Here is an 18,542-nt window from a genome sequence, read left to right on the forward strand (position 1 = left end):
TTATTGTCCTACAATTTCACGTAATGCATGAATGACGCGCGTAACGTCGTCGTCAGTCATGGTTGGAAACAGTGGAATAGAGCAAATACGATCACTGTTCCACTCAGAATTCGGTAACTGGAGCTGCGGATAGCGTTCCCGGTAATACTTCTGTGTGTGGGCAGCACGGAAATGGTATCCACTGCCAATATTTCGTGCTTTTAACGCTTCCATCAACCCGGTACGGGAGATACCACAACGCGCCTCATCAACACGGATAATGAACAAATGCCAGGCATGGAGATGTGGCCAGGCAGGAATAGCCAGTGGCTGTAATGGTGTATCCGCCAGTTCACGCAAATACCGTTCAGCTATCTCTGTGCGTCGGGCATTTAGCCGTGGCAACTTATCTAATTGGACTAACGCAATCGCCGCATTAATATCAGCGAGGTTATATTTAAAACCAGGTGAGACAACCTCTGCCTGGGGAGCGCGCCCATGAGTCTGCCTGTCAAAAGCATCAACACCCAGACCATGAAACTTGAGACTACGAATACGGGTGGCAAGTTCAGCATCATCGGTAACAATCAGCCCACCTTCCGCACAACTCATATTCTTGATGGCATGGAAGGAGAATATTGCGGTACCACTGCGACCAACATGCTGCCCTTTGTATTCCGTTCCCGCTGCATGAGCTGCATCTTCAATGACAGGAATACCGTAGCGTTTACCGATCTCGTGGATAGCATCCATATCCGCCGGGGCACCCGCATAATGAACCGGAATAATAGCTTTAGTTCGCGGCGTAATGGCAGCCTCAATCGCTTCAGGTGTCACCATGAGGGTGTCTTTGTCCACATCAATCATGACAGGCTCGGCACCCAGCAGTACTATCATGTTCAGTGTTGAGACCCAGGTCATTGAAGGCGTGATCACTTCATCACCGGCCTGAATACCGAGTGCCATTAATGTGACATGCATACCCCCGGTAGCAGAGCTGACCGCTATCGCATGTTGATTACCGGTAAGTTCGCAAAAGGCTTGCTCAAGAGCCTGGTTCTTCGGGCCGGTAGTTATCCATCCTGATTGCATAACTTCCGTTACGGCTGCAATTTCCTCAGCGCCAAATGCAGGACGTGAAAATGGCAGAAAATCATTCATTACATGGATTCCTTAAAATAATCGCTGTATGTCGACAAACAGACCGAATAATGGTTCACACAGACTCAATAGAACGACAACGTTTTATAGAATGTGGGTTTAGATATCTAATTATTTTTCTTCACCACGTGAATTTAACAGAAAATGCTTAATTCGACCTTAAGAAAATAACAGTGAGCATAAGAAAAGAGAGGTTAATTATTCAGCAACCTCTTGCTTTTGCTTGTTATATCATCAGATTCACTCCCTGTTACTGGTACATGAATATGATTATTAGCCCAGTATTCATGCACCCGTCTCACCATTTAGCGCAATGCTTTACTTGGTAAAGTTTTCATTAAGTCATCAGGCGTAATACTGGCCACCACGCTACCGGGTAGCGGCATTTTCAGAATATGGCTTTTCATCTTACCCACCACATGCATTTCACAGGGGCGGCAGTCAAATTTTAACGTCAGTACTTCATCCCCTTGTACCAGCTGCATTGGCGTCGCTTTCCAGCTTTTAATATTGCCTTTTGCCTGTTTAGGACAGAGGTTGAATGCAAAACGCAGGCAATGTTTGGTGATCATTACCGGCACATCCCCCTTCTCTTCATGAGCCTCATAGGCGGCATCAATTAATTGCACACCATAACGCTGATAAAATTCGCGGGCTTTATGGTTATAGACATTAGCCAGAAACGTTAAGTGCGTATGGGGGTAGACGGGGGCGGGTACAGATACCGCTTTACGACGTCCAGAGACGTAACTCTGTAAACGTGCTGCGTTCAGCGTATCGACCGCATCTCGACGGAGCTGGTTAAGAGCACCGTTAGGGACAAATAGCGGCTCAGGTAACAGAATATCCACCTGCCGTGAACGGTACAGGGTCTGCCCCAGCTTGCTCAGTCCATCGCGCAGGTTGTTATAAGCCTGTTGAGGGTTATTGGCGGCAGCAAAAGGGCCGGCTAACCGCTGGGTCACACTAACCCCTTCCTCGCTTGTCAGGGTTAATACCAGCTCCTGGTCTGAACCACTCAGGGCCATATCCACCCCCACGCGGCGTTCGCTGGACGTCTTCAGCAACGCTTGTTGCCAGTTATGGTCAAGATTGCGATTGAGGGGGTGCCGTGGGCGAAGGTTTTTTAGCGCGGCGGGCATCTCATTTGGCCAAATACGGTACTGATTCTTGCCCGTTTTTTCGACTGAATTGGCACGAAAACCAACAATTTCACGCTTGATTAGAACATTGAGACCATCACCGTTATTCAGGGTGTCAGTGACGTCCACATCAAGGTAATCCTTGCTGACGCGCAGCACTTCGCCAACGGGCAGCCCGATAAATTTTGGTGAGTCAAACGCACCAATGTCTATTTTACGCTCATTGACAAAATAGTCAGTACTGCCTCGGTGGAACGTTTTATCCGGTGAAGGAATAAAATAATGTGACGAGACGCCGGCAGAAGCTCTGCGTAAATTCCCTCGGGACTCCATCTGCTCATCCAGTAACTGGCGATAGTAAGCAGTAATATTTTTTACATAACTGACGTCTTTATAACGCCCTTCTATTTTAAAAGATCCCACCCCGGCATCAATGAGTGCGCCCAGGTTTGCACTTTGGTCGTTATCTTTCATAGATAACAGATGCTTTTCATAAGCAACGACGCGCCCCTGATCATCTTTCAGGGTATAAGGCAAACGACACGCCTGGGAGCAATCACCACGGTTAGCACTGCGCCCGGTCTGTGCATGGGAAATATTGCACTGCCCGGAATAAGCGACACACAATGCGCCGTGAATAAAGAACTCTATCGTGGCATCAACCTGTTGATGGATGCCAGCGATTTGCTGCAGGTTCAATTCACGCGCCAGAACAATCTGCGAGAAACCCACATCGGAAAGGAATTTAGCTTTTTCTACACTGCGAATATCACACTGGGTACTGGCGTGAAGTTCAATCGGCGGAATATCCATTTCCAGTACCCCCATATCCTGCACGATCAGGGCATCAATACCGACCTGGTACAGGTCATGAATCAGGTGTCTGGCAGGTTCCAGTTCATCGTCATGCAGGATGGTATTCAGGGCAACGAATATTTTCACCCCATAGCGGTGTGCAAAAGGCACCAGTTCAGCTAAATCTCGTAAGCTGTTACCCGCATTGTGACGAGCGCCAAAACCAGGACCACCAATATACACGGCATCCGCACCATGAAGAATCGCTTCACGGGCGATAGACGTGTCACGAGCAGGACTGAGTAATTCAAGTTGATTTGCGTGCAGGCGCATATTTATCGAGTTCTGTAATAATAAACGAAAGGCGACTATTGTAGTCGTATCCCCCGCACAAAAACAGGGGATTTATAACTCAGGAACAGGATAGTGAATCAATGAATGGAAATGCACCTCTTCCAATTGACGATTACGGTAACTATGGGCTTTGTCCCCGGCAAAGCGCCGCCCCTCTCCTGGCTGTAATGTCTGCCATTGATCGTCAATTTTAAGGTCAAGCACCCCACTGATCACTACCACATGTTCTACCACCCCCGTATCATGTGCGGATGACTCACTAAGCGCGCCGGGGGCCAGCTTTATCGAAAAATGGTCAAACCTGAGTTCTGCATCAAAAGGAAACAGTGGCTCAACCTGCATATCCTGTGATGGCGGGTTATAACGCGGTTTTATCAAGGGTGAAGCCGGGGCAATAAACCGTGAAAACGGGACATTAAAACCTGTCGCAATTTTCCAGAGTGTTGCCACTGTCGGGCTAGATTCATGACGTTCAATTTGCCCAAGCATTGCTTTAGAGACGCCCGTCCGCTCTGCCGCCTGAGCCAGACTCATCCCCTTTTCATGGCGAAGATGCTTAAGTGTAATAGCCAGATAGTGTGCCGAATCCATGATGTATTCTCCTTGACTTGCACAGTATAACGCCTTGTGCGCTATAACGTACAATGATAGAGTCACCGGACGCTATAACGCACAGAGACTGTTTGAATGCGTCTGTCTACCCTTCCATTCCCCGCCATCCTCGCCGGATTTATTGCCGTTCTGGTCGGTTACGCCAGCAGCGCCGCTATTATCTGGCAGGCTGCCGCGGCTGCCGGAGCCACACCACAACAAATAGCGGGCTGGCTCACCATGCTAGGGATCGCCATGGGAATAAGTACCCTGGCATTAACGCTCTGGTATCGGGCCCCAATCCTCACGGCCTGGTCAACTCCGGGAGCGGCGCTACTGGCAACCAGTTTAGCAGGAAGCAATGTGCACCAGGCGGTGGGCATCTTTATTTTTTCATCATTCCTGATCCTTATCTGTGGTGTCAGTGGCTTGTTTGCACGTCTGATGCGGATTATCCCACACTCTTTGGCCGCAGCGATGCTAGCCGGCATTTTGCTACGATTTGGACTGGATGCATTCGTTTCGTTACAGGGTCACTTTTTTTTATCATTCAGTATGCTGATAAGCTGGCTATTACTGAAATTACTGGCACCTCGCTATGCCGTGGTTGCAGCCCTGGTGGTCGGGCTGGCGGTCTGTATGCTTAACGGCGAGTTTTCCCCTGCTGCCGACCCCATCAATATAGTCATGCCCGAATTGACTGCGCCGGAGTTTCATTGGGCTGATTTACTCGGCATCGGTATCCCTTTCTTTCTGGTTACCATGGCATCTCAGAATGCCCCTGGCATTGCCACGCTCAATGCCTCTGGCTATAACGTTCCTGTATCGCCGCTGATTGTCGTCACAGCGTTGATTGCCCTGCTCCTTGCCCCCTTCGGGGTGTTCTCTGTTTGTATCGCTGCAATCACTGCCGCGATTTGTCAAAGCCCGGATGCCCATAGTGAAAGAAGTAAACGCTGGATAGCTGCCGCCGCCGCTGGGGGCTTTTATCTGTTAGCGGGGCTGTTCGGCGGTTCCATTTCCAGCCTGTTGACGGCCCTGCCATTGGCTTTTATTCAAACCCTTGCTGGTTTGGCACTACTTGGCACCATTGCCGGCAGCCTGTACCAGGCATTAAGCCATGTGGAAGAGCGTGATGCCGCAATTATTACGTTCCTGGTTACTGCTTCAGGTATCACTCTGGCAGGGGTAGGGGCTGCTTTTTGGGGGCTGGTCGCGGGTGGAGCCAGTTATACACTGCTGTCACTGCGTCGGGGAATGTCATCCTGAATCTGGATCTTACAGAGTACAACGAGGCCACAGACTCTCCTGTCAGCCTCAGTTACCTTCTGTTATTAAACCGCTTTACGGGCTAATAACGTCGCAAATCGCAAGGAAATACGGTTGCCCTCACTGTCAACCTTATGTAACTGGCCGACATCCTCATTGTATTTACACAATGTCCAGCCGGAATAATAACGGGCCAATTCTGCGGTCTTAAAGGTAAACGGGAATCCTGTCGTGCAGGGATAGTCCGGGGTATCCATGGCGGCCACAATCAGATTGTAGCCCCCAGGTTTCGTACAACGCTGCATATTGGCTATAAGCCCTGGAATGGTCGCTGGTTCAAGAAACATCATCACAACGGTGGAGAGAATAAAGTCATATTCACCATCGAAGGTAAGTCCATTAAGATTGACAACATCCGTGGTGATCCCGCTCAGTCCTTCACTGGCAATAATGCTATTCAGATTGGCGATACTCATCGGGTTTTTATCCCAGGCCACCACGTTAAAGCCTTGCTGTTGCAAATAGAGGCTATTTCGTCCGTTCCCACAGCCTAAATCAAGCGCATTACCGGGGAGAACGGTCCCCAGCGCCGCAATGACTTCGGAGTGCGTGGCGGTCAGGCCATATTTTGCGCTGTAATCTGTCACAGAATGGGTTGTCATCATTAGTTTTCTGTCGTGTTATCCATCATAAAAGAAGGGATTCAGTCGTTGAAGAAACCTCACGACACTCCGTGGATGACCACAGGAAAAATCCCTGGACTGTCAGCACCCATGCTCACCTGGGAGTGGGTTGCTGTTAATACATTATGCGATCATCATGATGTTGACGTTGTTCTGCTGGCGGTGGAAAGTACTGATACAGCCAAGTTTCACTCAATGTCTCATCGTGAGTACGCAAGAACATCCGCATATCTACAGGGTCAGTAGAGTCATTGGTAGGGTACCAGTCGAACAAGATACGATAGCCATCAAATGGTTCAACATAGAGTATTTCTACCTGTTTTGCCTCACCATTGGATAACGTAATGACAGGCTCTATCCCTTTCGGGGCGGCCTCTTTTAAATTCCCACCCACAAAGTCAACAGCAATACGACGGGCCCATTTATCCGGGTAATGTTCACCCGGTGCCCATCCTTCCGGGAAGCCACCCATCCCGGTTCGGGTTGCATAAACGCGAGCCAGCGCGCTTTCTACTGGTGGGAATGCGCTCCAGTAGAGCCGGTATTTAAAATCAAACTCGTCCCCTGCTTTAGCGGGTTTTTCTGGTTGCCAGAAGCAGACAATATTGTCCAGCGTTTCACCTGTGGTGGGGATTTCCATCAATCCGATACTACCTTTACCCCATTTGTTGCGCGGTTCAACCCACAGGCTTGGACGTTTGTTATACCAACCAATAACGTCCTGATAACTGTTAAAATCACGATCAAGCTGTAATAAACCGAAGCCTTTCGGGTTATCATCCATAAAGGTATTAAACTGTAGCTTTTGCGGATTATTTAAGGGTCTGGTCACCCATTCACCGTTACCCCGCCACATAGCCAGCCGATCAGAATCATGAATTTGCGGATGAATCGTATCGCAGACACGACGCTCATTTGTGCCGCAAGCAAACATGCTGGTGATTGGCGAGATACCCAGTTGTTTAACCGCTTTTCGCATATACAAGTGACTGTCCACCTCCATCACGACCTGTTTTTCTTCGCAATGAATCACGAACTTATAAGCCCCTGTGACACTTGGGCTGTCGAGCAAAGCATAGACCACAAATGTGGTGTCTGTGGGTTTCGTGGTTTCAAACCAGAAGGCAGTAAAGTCAGGGAACTCTTCCGGTTTACCGGCATAAGTATCAACCGCCAGTCCCCGTGCAGACAGGCCATATTGATAAGTATCATCAACGGCGCGGAAGTAACTGGCTCCCAGGAATGAGACCACGTCACGGCGTGCAATTTCCGGGGCTTTAAATGCCTTGAACCCAGCAAAACCAAGATCAGACTTGCCCTGTAGCTGCTGAGTATCAACACCAGCATCATGGTAGTTAAACAGCTCCGGGCGGAAGTGAATTTCCCTCGCCAGATGGGTCGCGGGGTCAACCGAATACATACGAACACGGCGGCGAAACCCCATACCCACATGGAAGAATTGAACATCCAGCTGACGATCGTTCTGGTTATTCCACAGGGAGTGGCCAGCATCATACTGAATGCTGTTATAGGCCTGAGGTGTCAAATTCGCCAGAGTGTCAGGGAGTGGTCCTGGTGCGCCACGCCAGGGCTGAGTTGACAAATCATGGGCCATACTTTGTAACACAGTGAAGTCAAATTTGGTCGACTGACCGTCGGCAATATCAACCCCACTGGCAAAAGCTGCCCGGGAAAACAAAGTGGCCAGTGCCGGGGTGCCGCAAGCGGCTGCAAGCGCCATGGAGGCTTTAAGAAAACGTCTACGATTCATGCCTGGAAACTTGTCCTCATTTCTGGGAATATACTGCCGGGATAGCGCAGCGCAATACCCAGATTCTGCCCTGTTTCAATGGAACACTCTAGAGAAAAATGACCAGACTTTTCCCATAAAAAGGGGCCGGCTTTCCGCTCACAAGACATTCACAGAAAAAGCTTCCCGTTAATCTTCCCATTAACACTCTGACGGCCCGTTAACTCATCGTCACTGGATAAGTACATGACGACAACAAACCACACCGGGACTTGCTACGTGCTTCCATTTGCTGATAGAGCATAAACGGATTGGCCGGTACAGCACCAAGGGCCTGTTCAAAGGCAGCCTGGTTCCCTGCCCCCTGTTGATGCGTGATATTTTCCCCGCCGAGGTTGGACTGAAAAATACCCGCAGCACTCACAGGCAGGAAGTCTTCATAAATAATGGGCTGCGTCTGTAACCAGCCCCGTTCGATCAATATTTCAGGATCATCTGCCGGGGTTATCTCCTGACGATGGCGTTCCCCCGCCAGGGTAAGACGATAGTGAAAATAGGCCAGCCCCTGACGCCGCAATACAGTTTCGCTGTCCGGAAAGCGGCTGAATGCCTGACATAACTGCTGCTGATGCTGGAAATTATCGGCTCCCAGCCCGGCTTCACACAGTAGTTCGTCATAAAGCGCCCGGCCCTTGGGGGTCAAAGCAATACCACGCTGTTCAATTTCACCAAAACGGGCCGTGTGGGTACCTTGTTGCTGATCGGTGAAGAACACCGGTTCCATAAGTGCCTTGAAACTCGTCTGGCGTAATAAAACCGGCACCTCACGACGAGGAGGACCTTCAATAATGGCTTTGGGATGCATTCCATACTCCAGCATTAAGGATTGTGCTCTGTCGATATCCAGAGTTCGTGGCGTAAGATGATTAATATGGCAGCCCGGGAAACAGACCACATCCGCAATTAGCCGGTGTTCATTATGCAGGGCCAGATAGGTTGATTTGTCCACTATGGCCTGTTGGTGCCAGCGGAACGTCTCCAGAACCTCAGGGATAAACTGGTTGACCAAAGAAAGGGTAAAACCGCCTTGCTGATCATAGAGATCCAGCAATGCCCGACAGCGAGGAGTGAAGATATCCCGCGTGTTGAGAATGTCAGCCGCTTTGTTACGCAATGTTTCATTCCCGATCAACTCCAGTCGCAATAACGAGGTAAAGATACGGAATGGATTTCGCCCTAAGGCACTTTCCTCTATGGGGCGAAATGCCGTCGAGTGTACAGGTATGCCTGCTTGAGATAAGTCATAGTACCCCACCGGATACATTCCCATTATTTGGAAAATACGCCTTAAGGTGGCCAACTCTTCTCCTTTACCCACCCGAATGGCTCCGTGGCGTTCAACATTGAGTCTGGATAATTGATCGTTATTCTCAAGGTTCTGGTAAAGATCATGATGACACTCCAGTACAGCAAGATTCACATCAGCGACCAAGTCCAGCAGTTCACCATACTGTGGAACTTCAGTCTGATACAGGCTCGACATGGCCTGTGAAAATCTTTCTCTGATGTCATCGGCTGAGATAATATTCGGCATAATCGTCACTCTCTAATGCGTTCTGCTGAAAGCCTAGTGCCTGGCCTGGATTAATGTGAGAAGAATGTTCGTTTTGTGATCCCACGTGAACACAAAATTCTGGCATGTTGACATCCCAGTGGAGATGAATGCCGGACATCGTTAGTCCATTCCTCTCCGCTCACGGAATTTTGCCTGTTCCGCGCGGCTGATGTTGTGATCTGTCGGTAAATGTTAATTTAATTTTGCAATCAGGTTATCAAATTCAAACAATAGCCCTTGTCCAGTAGAGGGCTATTTTTTAACATTCCGTATGGAAAAAAATGGTCTCTTCATTCAGCGCATTCGCTTGCGCCATCTGCATACTTTCCTGGCGGTTGCGCAGCAAGGCACACTGGGGCGGGCGGCAGAAACACTTAATCTGAGCCAGCCAGCCCTTTCTAAAACATTAACTGAGCTGGAACAGCTCACTGGGACACGCTTATTTGAACGCGGCCGTCTGGGCGCGCAGCTCACATTAACCGGTGAACAGTTTCTTGGGCATGCAATGAAAATCCTTGATGCCCTTAATCAGGCCGGGCAGTCTTTTAACCACAAAACAGAAACACCACCAGAGTGGGTACGTATCGGAGCACTGCCAACCGCAGCCCTGGGAATATTACCCACGGTTCTTGGCCCATTTCACAAACAACAACGCCATGTGACATTACAAGTGGCAACCATGAATAACACCATGATCCTCTCCGGGCTCAAGTCAGGTGAACTGGATTTAGGCGTTGGGCGGATATCCGACCCGGAACTGATGGTCGGACTCAACTATGAACTACTATTCCTTGAGTCTTTAAAATTGGTTGTACGCCCTAATCACCCATTATTGTATGAAAATATCACCATGAGCCAGGTGATGAACTGGCCGGTTGTGGTTTCGCCCCGGGGCACAGCACCACGGCAAAATGCCGAAGCACTACTTGCCGCCCAGGGTTGTCAGCTACCGGCGGCTTGTGTTGAAACACTCTCAGCCTCACTCTCGCGCCAGTTAACCCTGAATTATAACTATGTCTGGTTTGTACCTTCAGGGGCAGTAAAAGACGATTTACAACAAGGGGTATTGACTGCCTTGCCCGTCATTACACCATGTGATGCTGAACCTATCGGTATTTTAACCCGCGTCGATACCGCACCTTCGACTGGGGTACAGATACTTATCTCTTTGATTCGCAAGTCTGTACAGGGCAGCTAATCCATTTAGCGACTGCGTTTGGCATGCTGCTCCCAAGTCTCTTGCTTGGCCTCCGGGGATTTTTTCAACGCCACATAACAGGCACCGCTGCCACCATGGTGTGGTAGCGCGCAACAAAAAGCCTGAATGTCCTCAAACTCAACCAGCCAGCGGGCAAGAAAACTACGCACAATATTGGGGTGTGACTTATCCTCACGACCTTTACCATGAATAATAAGAATATTGCGGAATCCCTCTTGTCGGGCGGTAATAATATAGTTAAAGAGCATCTGCCTGCACTGCTCAACCGGCTGCCGCAAGAGATTCAGGCTCGCTTGCTGGGGGTACTTCCCTAATCGCAGTTTATTCAGAACGCCTTGCTGCACCCCTTCCCGTTTAAACTCAAGCGGAGTATTGAGCGGCACTATTTCTAAAAAATCCGTTGTCAGGAAGTTATCGATCTGCGTAAGGTCTGGCGGTTGTCTCACCGGTGTCTTCTGTGATTTTAGCCATTGTTGATTTTCACCATTCTTCAACGGGGTCACATCACCCATTGCTTCCAAAAACAATGACTTGTCCGCAAAATCCATGATAGCCTCCCCCATAATTAACCCGAATACTATAACGCTGCCCCCCTCCAGGCTCAACGCCATGAAGGGTGATACTACCCCTTGATCGCATGCCCCGTTGCCATAAAGCACTCTATTTTTGATACGATTTATTTATAGTATTCACCCGCTTTAATCAGCCTGCGTGGTGTATAAATAACGGCATGAAATCATTCAATGGGGCGACAATGCTAACTTTTTTAGAAGACAAGATTAATACTCCCCTTGGGGAGCTGTGTATTTTATGTGATACCCAGTTCACTCTTCGGGCTGTCGAGTGGGAAGAACACCGCTGGCGTCTGGAGAAACTGCTCGATATCCACTATGGGAAAATGGGCATCACACGTGGTTTCAGTCACAATCCTGGCGGGTTAAGTGATGCTTTTCATGCTTATTTCGCGGGTGATTTGGATGCGGTCACTCATCTGCCTACCGCAACGATGGGAACACCGTTCCAGCGCGATGTCTGGCAAGCTTTGCGCACCATTCCCTGCGGGCAGGTACTCCACTATGGACAGCTGGCTCAACAAATAGGGCGTCCGACCGCAGCACGGGCCGTTGGCGCAGCGAATGGTGCGAACCCCCTGAGTATTGTTGTGCCCTGCCATCGTGTAATTGGCCGTGACGGTTCCATGACGGGCTATGCCGGTGGGGTGGCAAGGAAAGCCTGGTTATTACGGCATGAAGGTTTTTTAAACGAAGAATAGCAAAAAAATATTTATCAAAAAATGCGCAAATGAAATCATCAACTCGTTATAATTCATAATGATAGTAAAGGTTACTGGAAGTATTGATCTTATATTATTTTAACAGCTCTTCGTTATGCTTACCTGCACTCCGAAAAGATGTTAAAATTGATCAATATCAATTACGCCGAGAGCTTATTTATGATTCCAGAAAAGCGCATTATTCGACGTATTCAGTCTGGTGGCTGTGCAATTCATTGCCAGGACTGCAGCATCAGTCAGTTATGCATTCCATTTACTTTGAACGAGCATGAATTAGATCAACTCGATAATATTATTGAGCGCAAAAAGCCCATTCAGAAGGGGCAGACTATTTTTAAAGCTGGCGATGATCTTAAGTCATTGTATGCCATTCGTTCCGGTACCATTAAGAGCTATACCATTACCGAACAGGGTGATGAGCAGATTACTGGCTTCCACTTAGCGGGGGATTTAGTCGGGTTTGATGCTATAGGTGCAGGCAGCCATCCGAGCTTTGCTCAGGCGCTGGAAACCTCAATGGTCTGTGAAATTCCCTTCGAGACGCTTGACGATTTATCGGGCAAAGTGCCGAGCCTGCGCCAGCAAATGATGCGTTTAATGAGTGGTGAGATTAAAAACGATCAGGAGATGATTCTGCTGTTGTCGAAAAAGAATGCTGAGGAACGTCTCGCTGCCTTTATTTACAACCTCTCCCGGCGCTTTGCTCAACGCGGATTTTCACCACGGGAGTTCCGACTTACCATGACTCGCGGTGATATTGGCAACTACCTCGGTTTGACCGTTGAGACCATCAGTCGCTTATTGGGCCGCTTCCAGAAAAGTGGAATGTTAGCCGTTAAAGGCAAATACATCACTATTGAAAACAGTGAAATGCTCGCGGAACTCGCAGGGCAGCCACAAATCGCAGCCGTTCGCTAGTTAACCCTCCTGCCCATTGCCGGTGAGTGTGCATTTATTTCAGCCGGCAATCATCACTCTGCTGTTTCCTTCGACGCTTTAATGTACTCTAATTACACCAGCGTTGGTTCGCTTTGTAAGGAGAACGGTATGGGAAACTATCAAAATGTACTGGTAGCCATTGATGCAAGCCAGGACGACCAACCTGCCCTGCGCCGGGCAGTTTACTTGCATCATCGTATCGGCTGCAAAATTAAAGCCTTTCTGCCAATTTATGAGTTTTCTTATGAAATGACGACCCTGCTATCACCTGATGAGCGCACAGCGATGCGTAAAGGGGTTATCAGTCAACGAACCGCATGGCTTAAAGAACAGGCCCGGGCCTATCTCGATGCAGGGGTTCCTATTGAGATAAAGGTCGTCTGGCATAATCGCCCTTTTGAAGCCATTATTCAGGAAGTCATCGCAGAACAACACGATTTGGTGCTGAAAATGGCACACCAGTATGATCGTTTAAGTGCCATACTGTTCACACCAACTGACTGGCACCTGCTGCGTAAATGCCCGTGCCCGGTCTGGATAGTCAATGATCAACCCTGGCCTGAGGGTGGCAAGGCCTTGGTTGCTGTTAATTTAACCAGCGAAGAGTCCCACCATGACCCGCTAAACGAAAAGTTAGTACGGGAAACGCTACTACTGGCAGATAAAATTAACAAAACTGAAGTTCATTTGGTTGGCGCTTACCCCATCACGCCCATCAGTATTGCCATTGAATTACCTGACTTCGACTCCAGCACTTATAACAATGCAATCCGTGCCCAGCATCTCATTGCCATGAAGGCACTGCGGCAAAAATTTTCGATCAATGAAGATGTGGTTCATGTTGTTAAGGGACAGGCGGAAGAGGTTATCCCTGACTTGGCAGACCAACTTGATGTCGGCATTGTCGTGCTGGGTACTGTCGGCCGGACGGGTCTGTCGGCAGCTTTCCTCGGCAATACAGCTGAACAAGTCATTGGCAGTCTGCGTTGTGACTTACTGGTTATCAAACCTGACGACTTCAAAAGCTCTGTTGAACTGGACGATGATGACGAAGAAGATGAGGATGAGTGATCGTCATTGATTCAAAGGACGGCTGTAAAAAAAGAGGGAGCAGACTTGCTCCCTCTTTGATCTGTCATGTTGAAAACATGGGGTCAGAACACCTCGTTACTTGTCTGACAATGCTCCCAGAATCGCTTCAACGCTGGCTTTCGCATCCCCAAACAGCATCTGGGTATTCTCTTTAAAGAACAGCGGGTTTTGCACTCCCGCGTAGCCAGTGTTCATTGAACGTTTAAACACGATGACATTCTGTGCCTTCCAGACTTCCAGTACCGGCATTCCCGCAATCGGGCTTTTAGGATCATCCTGTGCAGCCGGGTTGACGGTATCATTGGCGCCAATGACCAGCACCGTATCGGTATCAGTGAAATCATCGTTGATTTCATCCATTTCCAGCACAATATCATAGGGTACGCGTGCTTCAGCCAGTAACACGTTCATGTGTCCAGGCAAACGCCCGGCAACCGGATGAATACCAAAACGGACTTTAATACCACGGGCACGAAGTTTCTCTGTAATTTCAGCGACCGGATACTGCGCCTGGGCAACGGCCATACCGTAGCCTGGGGTGATAATCACTGAGGTCGAATTTTTCAACATCTCAGCAGTCTCTTCCGCAGTGATTTCCCGATGTTCACCCTCTTCTTCTGTTTCGCCGGAAGAAGAACCATCCGTACCAAAGCCCCCTGCAATCACACTGAAAAAGGAACGATTCATCGCCTTACACATAATGTAAGACAGAATAGCCCCCGAGGACCCCACCAGCGCGCCAGTGACGATAAGTAAATCGTTGCTCAGCATAAAACCCGCCGCCGCCGCCGCCCAACCTGAGTAAGAGTTCAGCATGGAGACAACAACTGGCATATCAGCACCACCGATAGAGGCGACCAAATGCCAGCCAAAAGCCAGCGCAATGATGGTCATTGCCAACAGAGCCAGTACTTGAACACCGGTGCTTTCCGTACGCACAAAGATGATAAGCAGCAGCAATGAAACCACCAGTGCTGCCAGATTCAGTTTATGGCGATGGGGCAACATCAACGGGCGGGAAGAGAGCTTGCCACGCAATTTACCATAGGCCACGATGGACCCGGTAAACGTCACCGCACCGATAAAGATCCCCAGGAAAACTTCAGTTAAATGGATATTTTCCATCACCGAATCAAGGCCAGGCTGATGTTCCAGATAGCTGTTAAAACCAACCAGAACTGCCGCCAGCCCAACAAAACTGTGCAGTACCGCAACCAGCTCTGGCATTTCCGTCATTTCGACTTTTTTCGCCAGATAAATACCAATTGCCCCGCCCAATACCATGGCGACAATAACCCAACCCACATTCCCTGACTCAGGCCCAAAGATTGTGGCGATTAGGGCAATAGCCATCCCGATGACGCCAAACAGGTTACCCTGTTTTGAACTTTCATGGCGAGACAGCCCCGCAAGACTGAAAATAAATAGGATAGCGGCAACAATATATGCAGCTGTAACTAATCCTCCTGACATATATTACCCCTTAATTCTTCCGGAACATTTTCAGCATGCGCTGAGTCACGGTGAAGCCACCGAAAATATTGATGCTGGCAATGAATACTGCAATAAAACTCAAGAAGCTGACCCAGCCCCCACTGCCAATTTGCAGTAATGCCCCAACCACAATGATACCTGAAATGGCATTAGTGACCGACATTAATGGGGTGTGCAGTGCATGTGATACGTTCCACACCACGTAATACCCCACCACGCAGGACAGTGCAAAGACGGTAAAGTGTCCAAGAAACTCTTTCGGTGCAACATTCGCCAGCCAGCCGAACAGGATAATAGCCAGCGCAATCAGGGCATACTTACGCCATGGTGACGCAGGTTTTTTCTCTTCAACAGGTGCTGTCACTTTCGCCGCTGCTGGCTTAGGCTGGGCTGATACTTGGATAGGTGGCGCAGGCCAAGTCACTTCACCGTCGCGGATCACCGTCACACCCCGAATAACCACATCGTCGAAGTCAACGACAACATTGCCGTCCTTCTCTTTACACAGCAATTTCAGAAGGTTTACCAGGTTTGTGCCATACAGTTGAGATGACTGTGTAGGTAAACGCCCGGGCAAATCCGTGTAACCAATCACTTTTACACCGTTAGGCGTAATGGTGACTTGATCCGCTACGGTATACTCACAGTTCCCCCCATTCTGTGCGGCGAGGTCAACAATGACACTCCCCGGCTGCATGGAGTCAACCATTTCACGGGTGATAAGCTTCGGTGCAGGTTTACCAGGGATCAGTGCGGTGGTAACAATAATGTCCACCTCTTTCGCCTGGGCAGCAAAAAGAGCCATTTCAGCCTTAATAAAGGCATCAGACATCACTTTTGCATAACCGTCACCACTGCCAGCCTCTTCTTTAAAGTCCAGTTCAAGAAACTCAGCGCCCATGCTCTGGACCTGTTCTTTCACTTCAGGGCGGGTATCAAAGGCACGAACAATCGCCCCAAGGCTATTAGCGGTACCAATAGCGGCAAGGCCAGCAACACCTGCACCAATGACCATCACTTTTGCAGGTGGAACTTTACCCGCGGCAGTAATTTGCCCGGTGAAAAAGCGACCAAACTCATGTGCAGCTTCAACAATCGCACGATATCCGGCAATGTTAGCCATCGAACTCAACGCATCAAGAGACTGGGCACGTGAAATACGTGGCACCGAGTCCATCGCCATGACGGTGATATTACGTGCAGCTAATTTTTCAAGTAACTCTGGGTTCTGTGCGGGCCAGATAAAACTGACCAGCGTCGATCCTTCACGTGTCAGCGGTATCTCACTGTCCAGTGGCGCGTTCACTTTTAAAATGACATCTGACTGCCAGACATCAGCTGTCTCTGTCACGCTGGCGCCAACACGCTCATACGCCTCGTCATCAAAACTTGCCTCTTTGCCGGCACCACTTTCAATGGCGACGGTGAATCCCAGTTTAAGTAACTGCTCTACCGTTTTCGGTGTCGCAGCGACGCGGGATTCATTGGCCAACCTCTCTTTGGGTATACCAATACGCATACTATTCCCTTCCATCTGTTTTTATTGTGGTTTGTCAGACTTTGCCACAGCAGCATAAGCGAGTTGTTTTTACTGTGGCATGCAGACCACGACTTCATCACCCGTTACAAAAATATTTCTCTGGTAATCTTTTATAACCTACTGAAAATAACGCTTGTGATCCAGATATGGCTATAACTATTTACTCTGGATAGCGGTAAAACTTTCCACTTACGGTGTTAAACCAGTCATTTTGATTTTAAATCAACAATTAAGACCCGATAATTCACTTATCGGTGCAATAAAAACATGATTCTGAACCACAACATAATGTTTTTTAACAATGCATTAACTAAAATAGTGATTACTTTTATCTATTCTGCCGATTAACGTGTCTATTTTCTGAAATTATCACTTCAGACTGCCGCCGGTTATCACTTAGATAATATCTGGAGCAAAAATGGCGCAGACAACTGTGTTGTTTCAATGCCATAATCGAGGCCTAACAGGTGCTGGCCTTAGAAATCAGCACCCGTACTCATTTTGCGCAAGGCGAAGGATCATTTTTATGAAGCTCAAGAATACTATTCTGGCGTCAGCTATTTTTTCAGTTACCTCGCTGTCCGTCCAGGCGGCAACAGAGTTGACACCAGAACAAGCTGCCGCTCTGCAACCTTATGATACGGTTGTGGTGACCGGGCATTTTAACTCCATTGGTGATGCTGTATCCGCTGTTTCTCGTCGCGCAGACCACATCGGCGCTGCCTCATTTTATGTCCAGGACACCAGTGATACAGGGAATAGCGGTAACTGGCGTGTAGTGGCTGCAGTTTATAAATCGGATGCGCCTGCTGCAGCTGCCCCCAAAGATCGTGTCATCGCAGGGGTCACTGAATTACCTAAAGATCGTGCTTATAAATTAGAGCCATTCGACACAGTAACAATTCAGGGATTCTATCGTAACCAGCCTGATGTTAACGAAGCCATTGCGAAAGCAGCAAAAGCAAAAGGAGCCGCCGCGTTCTTTATCGTTCGCCAAATTGATGCCAACCAGGGTGGTAACCAGCGTATTACGGCTTATATTTATAAAGCCGATGCTAAAGAGCGCGTAGTCCAGAGCCCGGATGTGATCCCTGCTGATTCAGAAGCCGCAAAAGTGGCGCTGGCGCAAGGTGGTGAGGCCGCTAAACGCGTTGAAATCCCGGGAGTTGCTTCTTCTGAAATGCCAAGCAGTGATGTGGGACGTTTCTTTGAAACACAAACATCCCGAGGCGGACGCTATAGCGTTACCTTGCCTGACGGCACAAAAATTGAAGAAGTTAACAAAGTCACCGCAGCGCAAATGGTGCCCTTTGACAGTGTCAAATTCACGGGTAACTACGGTAACACCACGGAAGTATCTTACCAGGTGGCTAAACGTGCAGCCAAGAAAGGCGCGAAGTACTATCACATCACGCGTGAGTGGCAGGAAAATGGCGGTAACCTTACAGTAAGTGCTGACCTGTATAAATAACCACCGTGCTGATAAAAAAGACAGCCTGGGCTGTCTTTTTTTTCGCCAGCTGAAAAAACAGATGCATATATCGCCATTTTTCGCCTCACGTTGACGCTTTTTTATCCCAGTCTGTTTTTTTTAATGGTCTCTTACAGATAATAGACTACCTGTG

General features: G+C 48.8%; 15 protein-coding genes. 6 read left to right on the forward strand and 9 right to left on the reverse strand.

The features are described from left to right. From arnB to JK154_RS03510, 3 genes are all read right to left on the reverse strand, one after another. Positions 1 to 1,140: a UDP-4-amino-4-deoxy-L-arabinose aminotransferase gene (gene arnB / locus JK154_RS03500; RefSeq protein ID WP_211991118.1), complete on the reverse strand. Its 1,140-nt coding sequence runs from the start codon at positions 1,138 to 1,140 to the stop codon at positions 1 to 3. 305 nt (positions 1,141 to 1,445) lie between these two features. Further along, entirely contained in the window at positions 1,446 to 3,410 is a 1,965-nt protein-coding gene (locus JK154_RS03505) for a U32 family peptidase (RefSeq protein ID WP_211991119.1), read from the reverse strand. Between the two features lie 72 nt (positions 3,411 to 3,482). Beyond that, positions 3,483 to 4,022: an XRE family transcriptional regulator gene (locus JK154_RS03510; protein WP_211991120.1), complete on the reverse strand. Its 540-nt coding sequence runs from the start codon at positions 4,020 to 4,022 to the stop codon at positions 3,483 to 3,485. Positions 4,023 to 4,118: 96 nt separating this feature from the next. Here JK154_RS03510 and JK154_RS03515 point away from each other — a divergent pair, with 96 nt between their 5' ends. After that, the gene (locus tag JK154_RS03515; RefSeq protein ID WP_211991121.1) at positions 4,119 to 5,291 is read left to right on the forward strand and encodes a benzoate/H(+) symporter BenE family transporter; all 1,173 of its coding nucleotides are present in this window, start codon (positions 4,119 to 4,121) and stop codon (positions 5,289 to 5,291) included. 65 nt (positions 5,292 to 5,356) lie between these two features. Here the strand turns inward: JK154_RS03515 and tehB are convergent, their stop codons facing one another. The 3 genes from tehB to JK154_RS03530 all read right to left on the reverse strand — a co-directional run bounded on the left by tehB (position 5,357) and on the right by JK154_RS03530 (position 9,318). After that, positions 5,357 to 5,953 (reverse strand): tellurite resistance methyltransferase TehB, encoded by a 597-nt coding sequence (tehB, locus tag JK154_RS03520; RefSeq protein ID WP_211991354.1) that lies wholly within the window; start codon positions 5,951 to 5,953, stop codon positions 5,357 to 5,359. A gap of 136 nt (positions 5,954 to 6,089) precedes the next feature. Then, complete coding sequence (locus JK154_RS03525) at positions 6,090 to 7,745, reverse strand: glucan biosynthesis protein (RefSeq protein WP_211991122.1); 1,656 nt, start codon at positions 7,743 to 7,745, stop codon at positions 6,090 to 6,092. A gap of 199 nt (positions 7,746 to 7,944) precedes the next feature. After that, positions 7,945 to 9,318: a VOC family protein gene (locus tag JK154_RS03530; RefSeq protein WP_211991123.1), complete on the reverse strand. Its 1,374-nt coding sequence runs from the start codon at positions 9,316 to 9,318 to the stop codon at positions 7,945 to 7,947. Between the two features lie 292 nt (positions 9,319 to 9,610). Here JK154_RS03530 and JK154_RS03535 point away from each other — a divergent pair, with 292 nt between their 5' ends. After that, positions 9,611 to 10,537, forward strand: a complete 927-nt coding sequence (locus tag JK154_RS03535) for a LysR substrate-binding domain-containing protein (RefSeq protein ID WP_211991124.1) — start codon at positions 9,611 to 9,613, stop codon at positions 10,535 to 10,537. Between the two features lie 5 nt (positions 10,538 to 10,542). On the opposite strand, the gene smrA is transcribed toward JK154_RS03535, so the two are convergent. Beyond that, entirely contained in the window at positions 10,543 to 11,106 is a 564-nt protein-coding gene (gene smrA / locus JK154_RS03540; RefSeq protein ID WP_211991125.1) for a DNA endonuclease SmrA, read from the reverse strand. 206 nt (positions 11,107 to 11,312) lie between these two features. Here smrA and ogt point away from each other — a divergent pair, with 206 nt between their 5' ends. The 3 genes from ogt (at position 11,313) to uspE (ending at position 13,862) form a co-directional block, all read left to right on the forward strand. Continuing rightward, on the forward strand, positions 11,313 to 11,831 hold the full coding sequence (ogt, locus tag JK154_RS03545) for a methylated-DNA--[protein]-cysteine S-methyltransferase (protein ID WP_211991126.1): 519 nt from the start codon (positions 11,313 to 11,315) through the stop codon (positions 11,829 to 11,831). A 180-nt stretch (positions 11,832 to 12,011) separates the two neighbouring features. Further along, positions 12,012 to 12,770 (forward strand): FNR family transcription factor, encoded by a 759-nt coding sequence (locus JK154_RS03550; RefSeq protein ID WP_211991127.1) that lies wholly within the window; start codon positions 12,012 to 12,014, stop codon positions 12,768 to 12,770. Positions 12,771 to 12,899: 129 nt separating this feature from the next. Beyond that, the gene (gene uspE, locus JK154_RS03555; RefSeq protein ID WP_211991128.1) at positions 12,900 to 13,862 is read left to right on the forward strand and encodes a universal stress protein UspE; all 963 of its coding nucleotides are present in this window, start codon (positions 12,900 to 12,902) and stop codon (positions 13,860 to 13,862) included. 96 nt (positions 13,863 to 13,958) lie between these two features. On the opposite strand, the gene pntB is transcribed toward uspE, so the two are convergent. Together pntB and pntA are read right to left on the reverse strand one after the other, a co-directional pair. Continuing rightward, the gene (pntB, locus tag JK154_RS03560; RefSeq protein ID WP_211991129.1) at positions 13,959 to 15,356 is read right to left on the reverse strand and encodes a Re/Si-specific NAD(P)(+) transhydrogenase subunit beta; all 1,398 of its coding nucleotides are present in this window, start codon (positions 15,354 to 15,356) and stop codon (positions 13,959 to 13,961) included. A 10-nt stretch (positions 15,357 to 15,366) separates the two neighbouring features. After that, on the reverse strand, positions 15,367 to 16,896 hold the full coding sequence (gene pntA / locus JK154_RS03565; RefSeq protein ID WP_211991130.1) for a Re/Si-specific NAD(P)(+) transhydrogenase subunit alpha: 1,530 nt from the start codon (positions 16,894 to 16,896) through the stop codon (positions 15,367 to 15,369). A gap of 547 nt (positions 16,897 to 17,443) precedes the next feature. On the opposite strand from pntA, the gene ydgH reads away from it, so the two are divergent. Then, the gene (gene ydgH, locus JK154_RS03570; RefSeq protein WP_211991131.1) at positions 17,444 to 18,388 is read left to right on the forward strand and encodes a DUF1471 family protein YdgH; all 945 of its coding nucleotides are present in this window, start codon (positions 17,444 to 17,446) and stop codon (positions 18,386 to 18,388) included. Positions 18,389 to 18,542: the final 154 nt, after the last annotated feature.

Origin of the sequence: Citrobacter sp. JGM124, from assembly GCF_018257795.1 — a bacterium.
In the GTDB taxonomy this organism is placed as follows: Bacteria; Pseudomonadota; Gammaproteobacteria; order Enterobacterales; family Enterobacteriaceae; genus JGM124.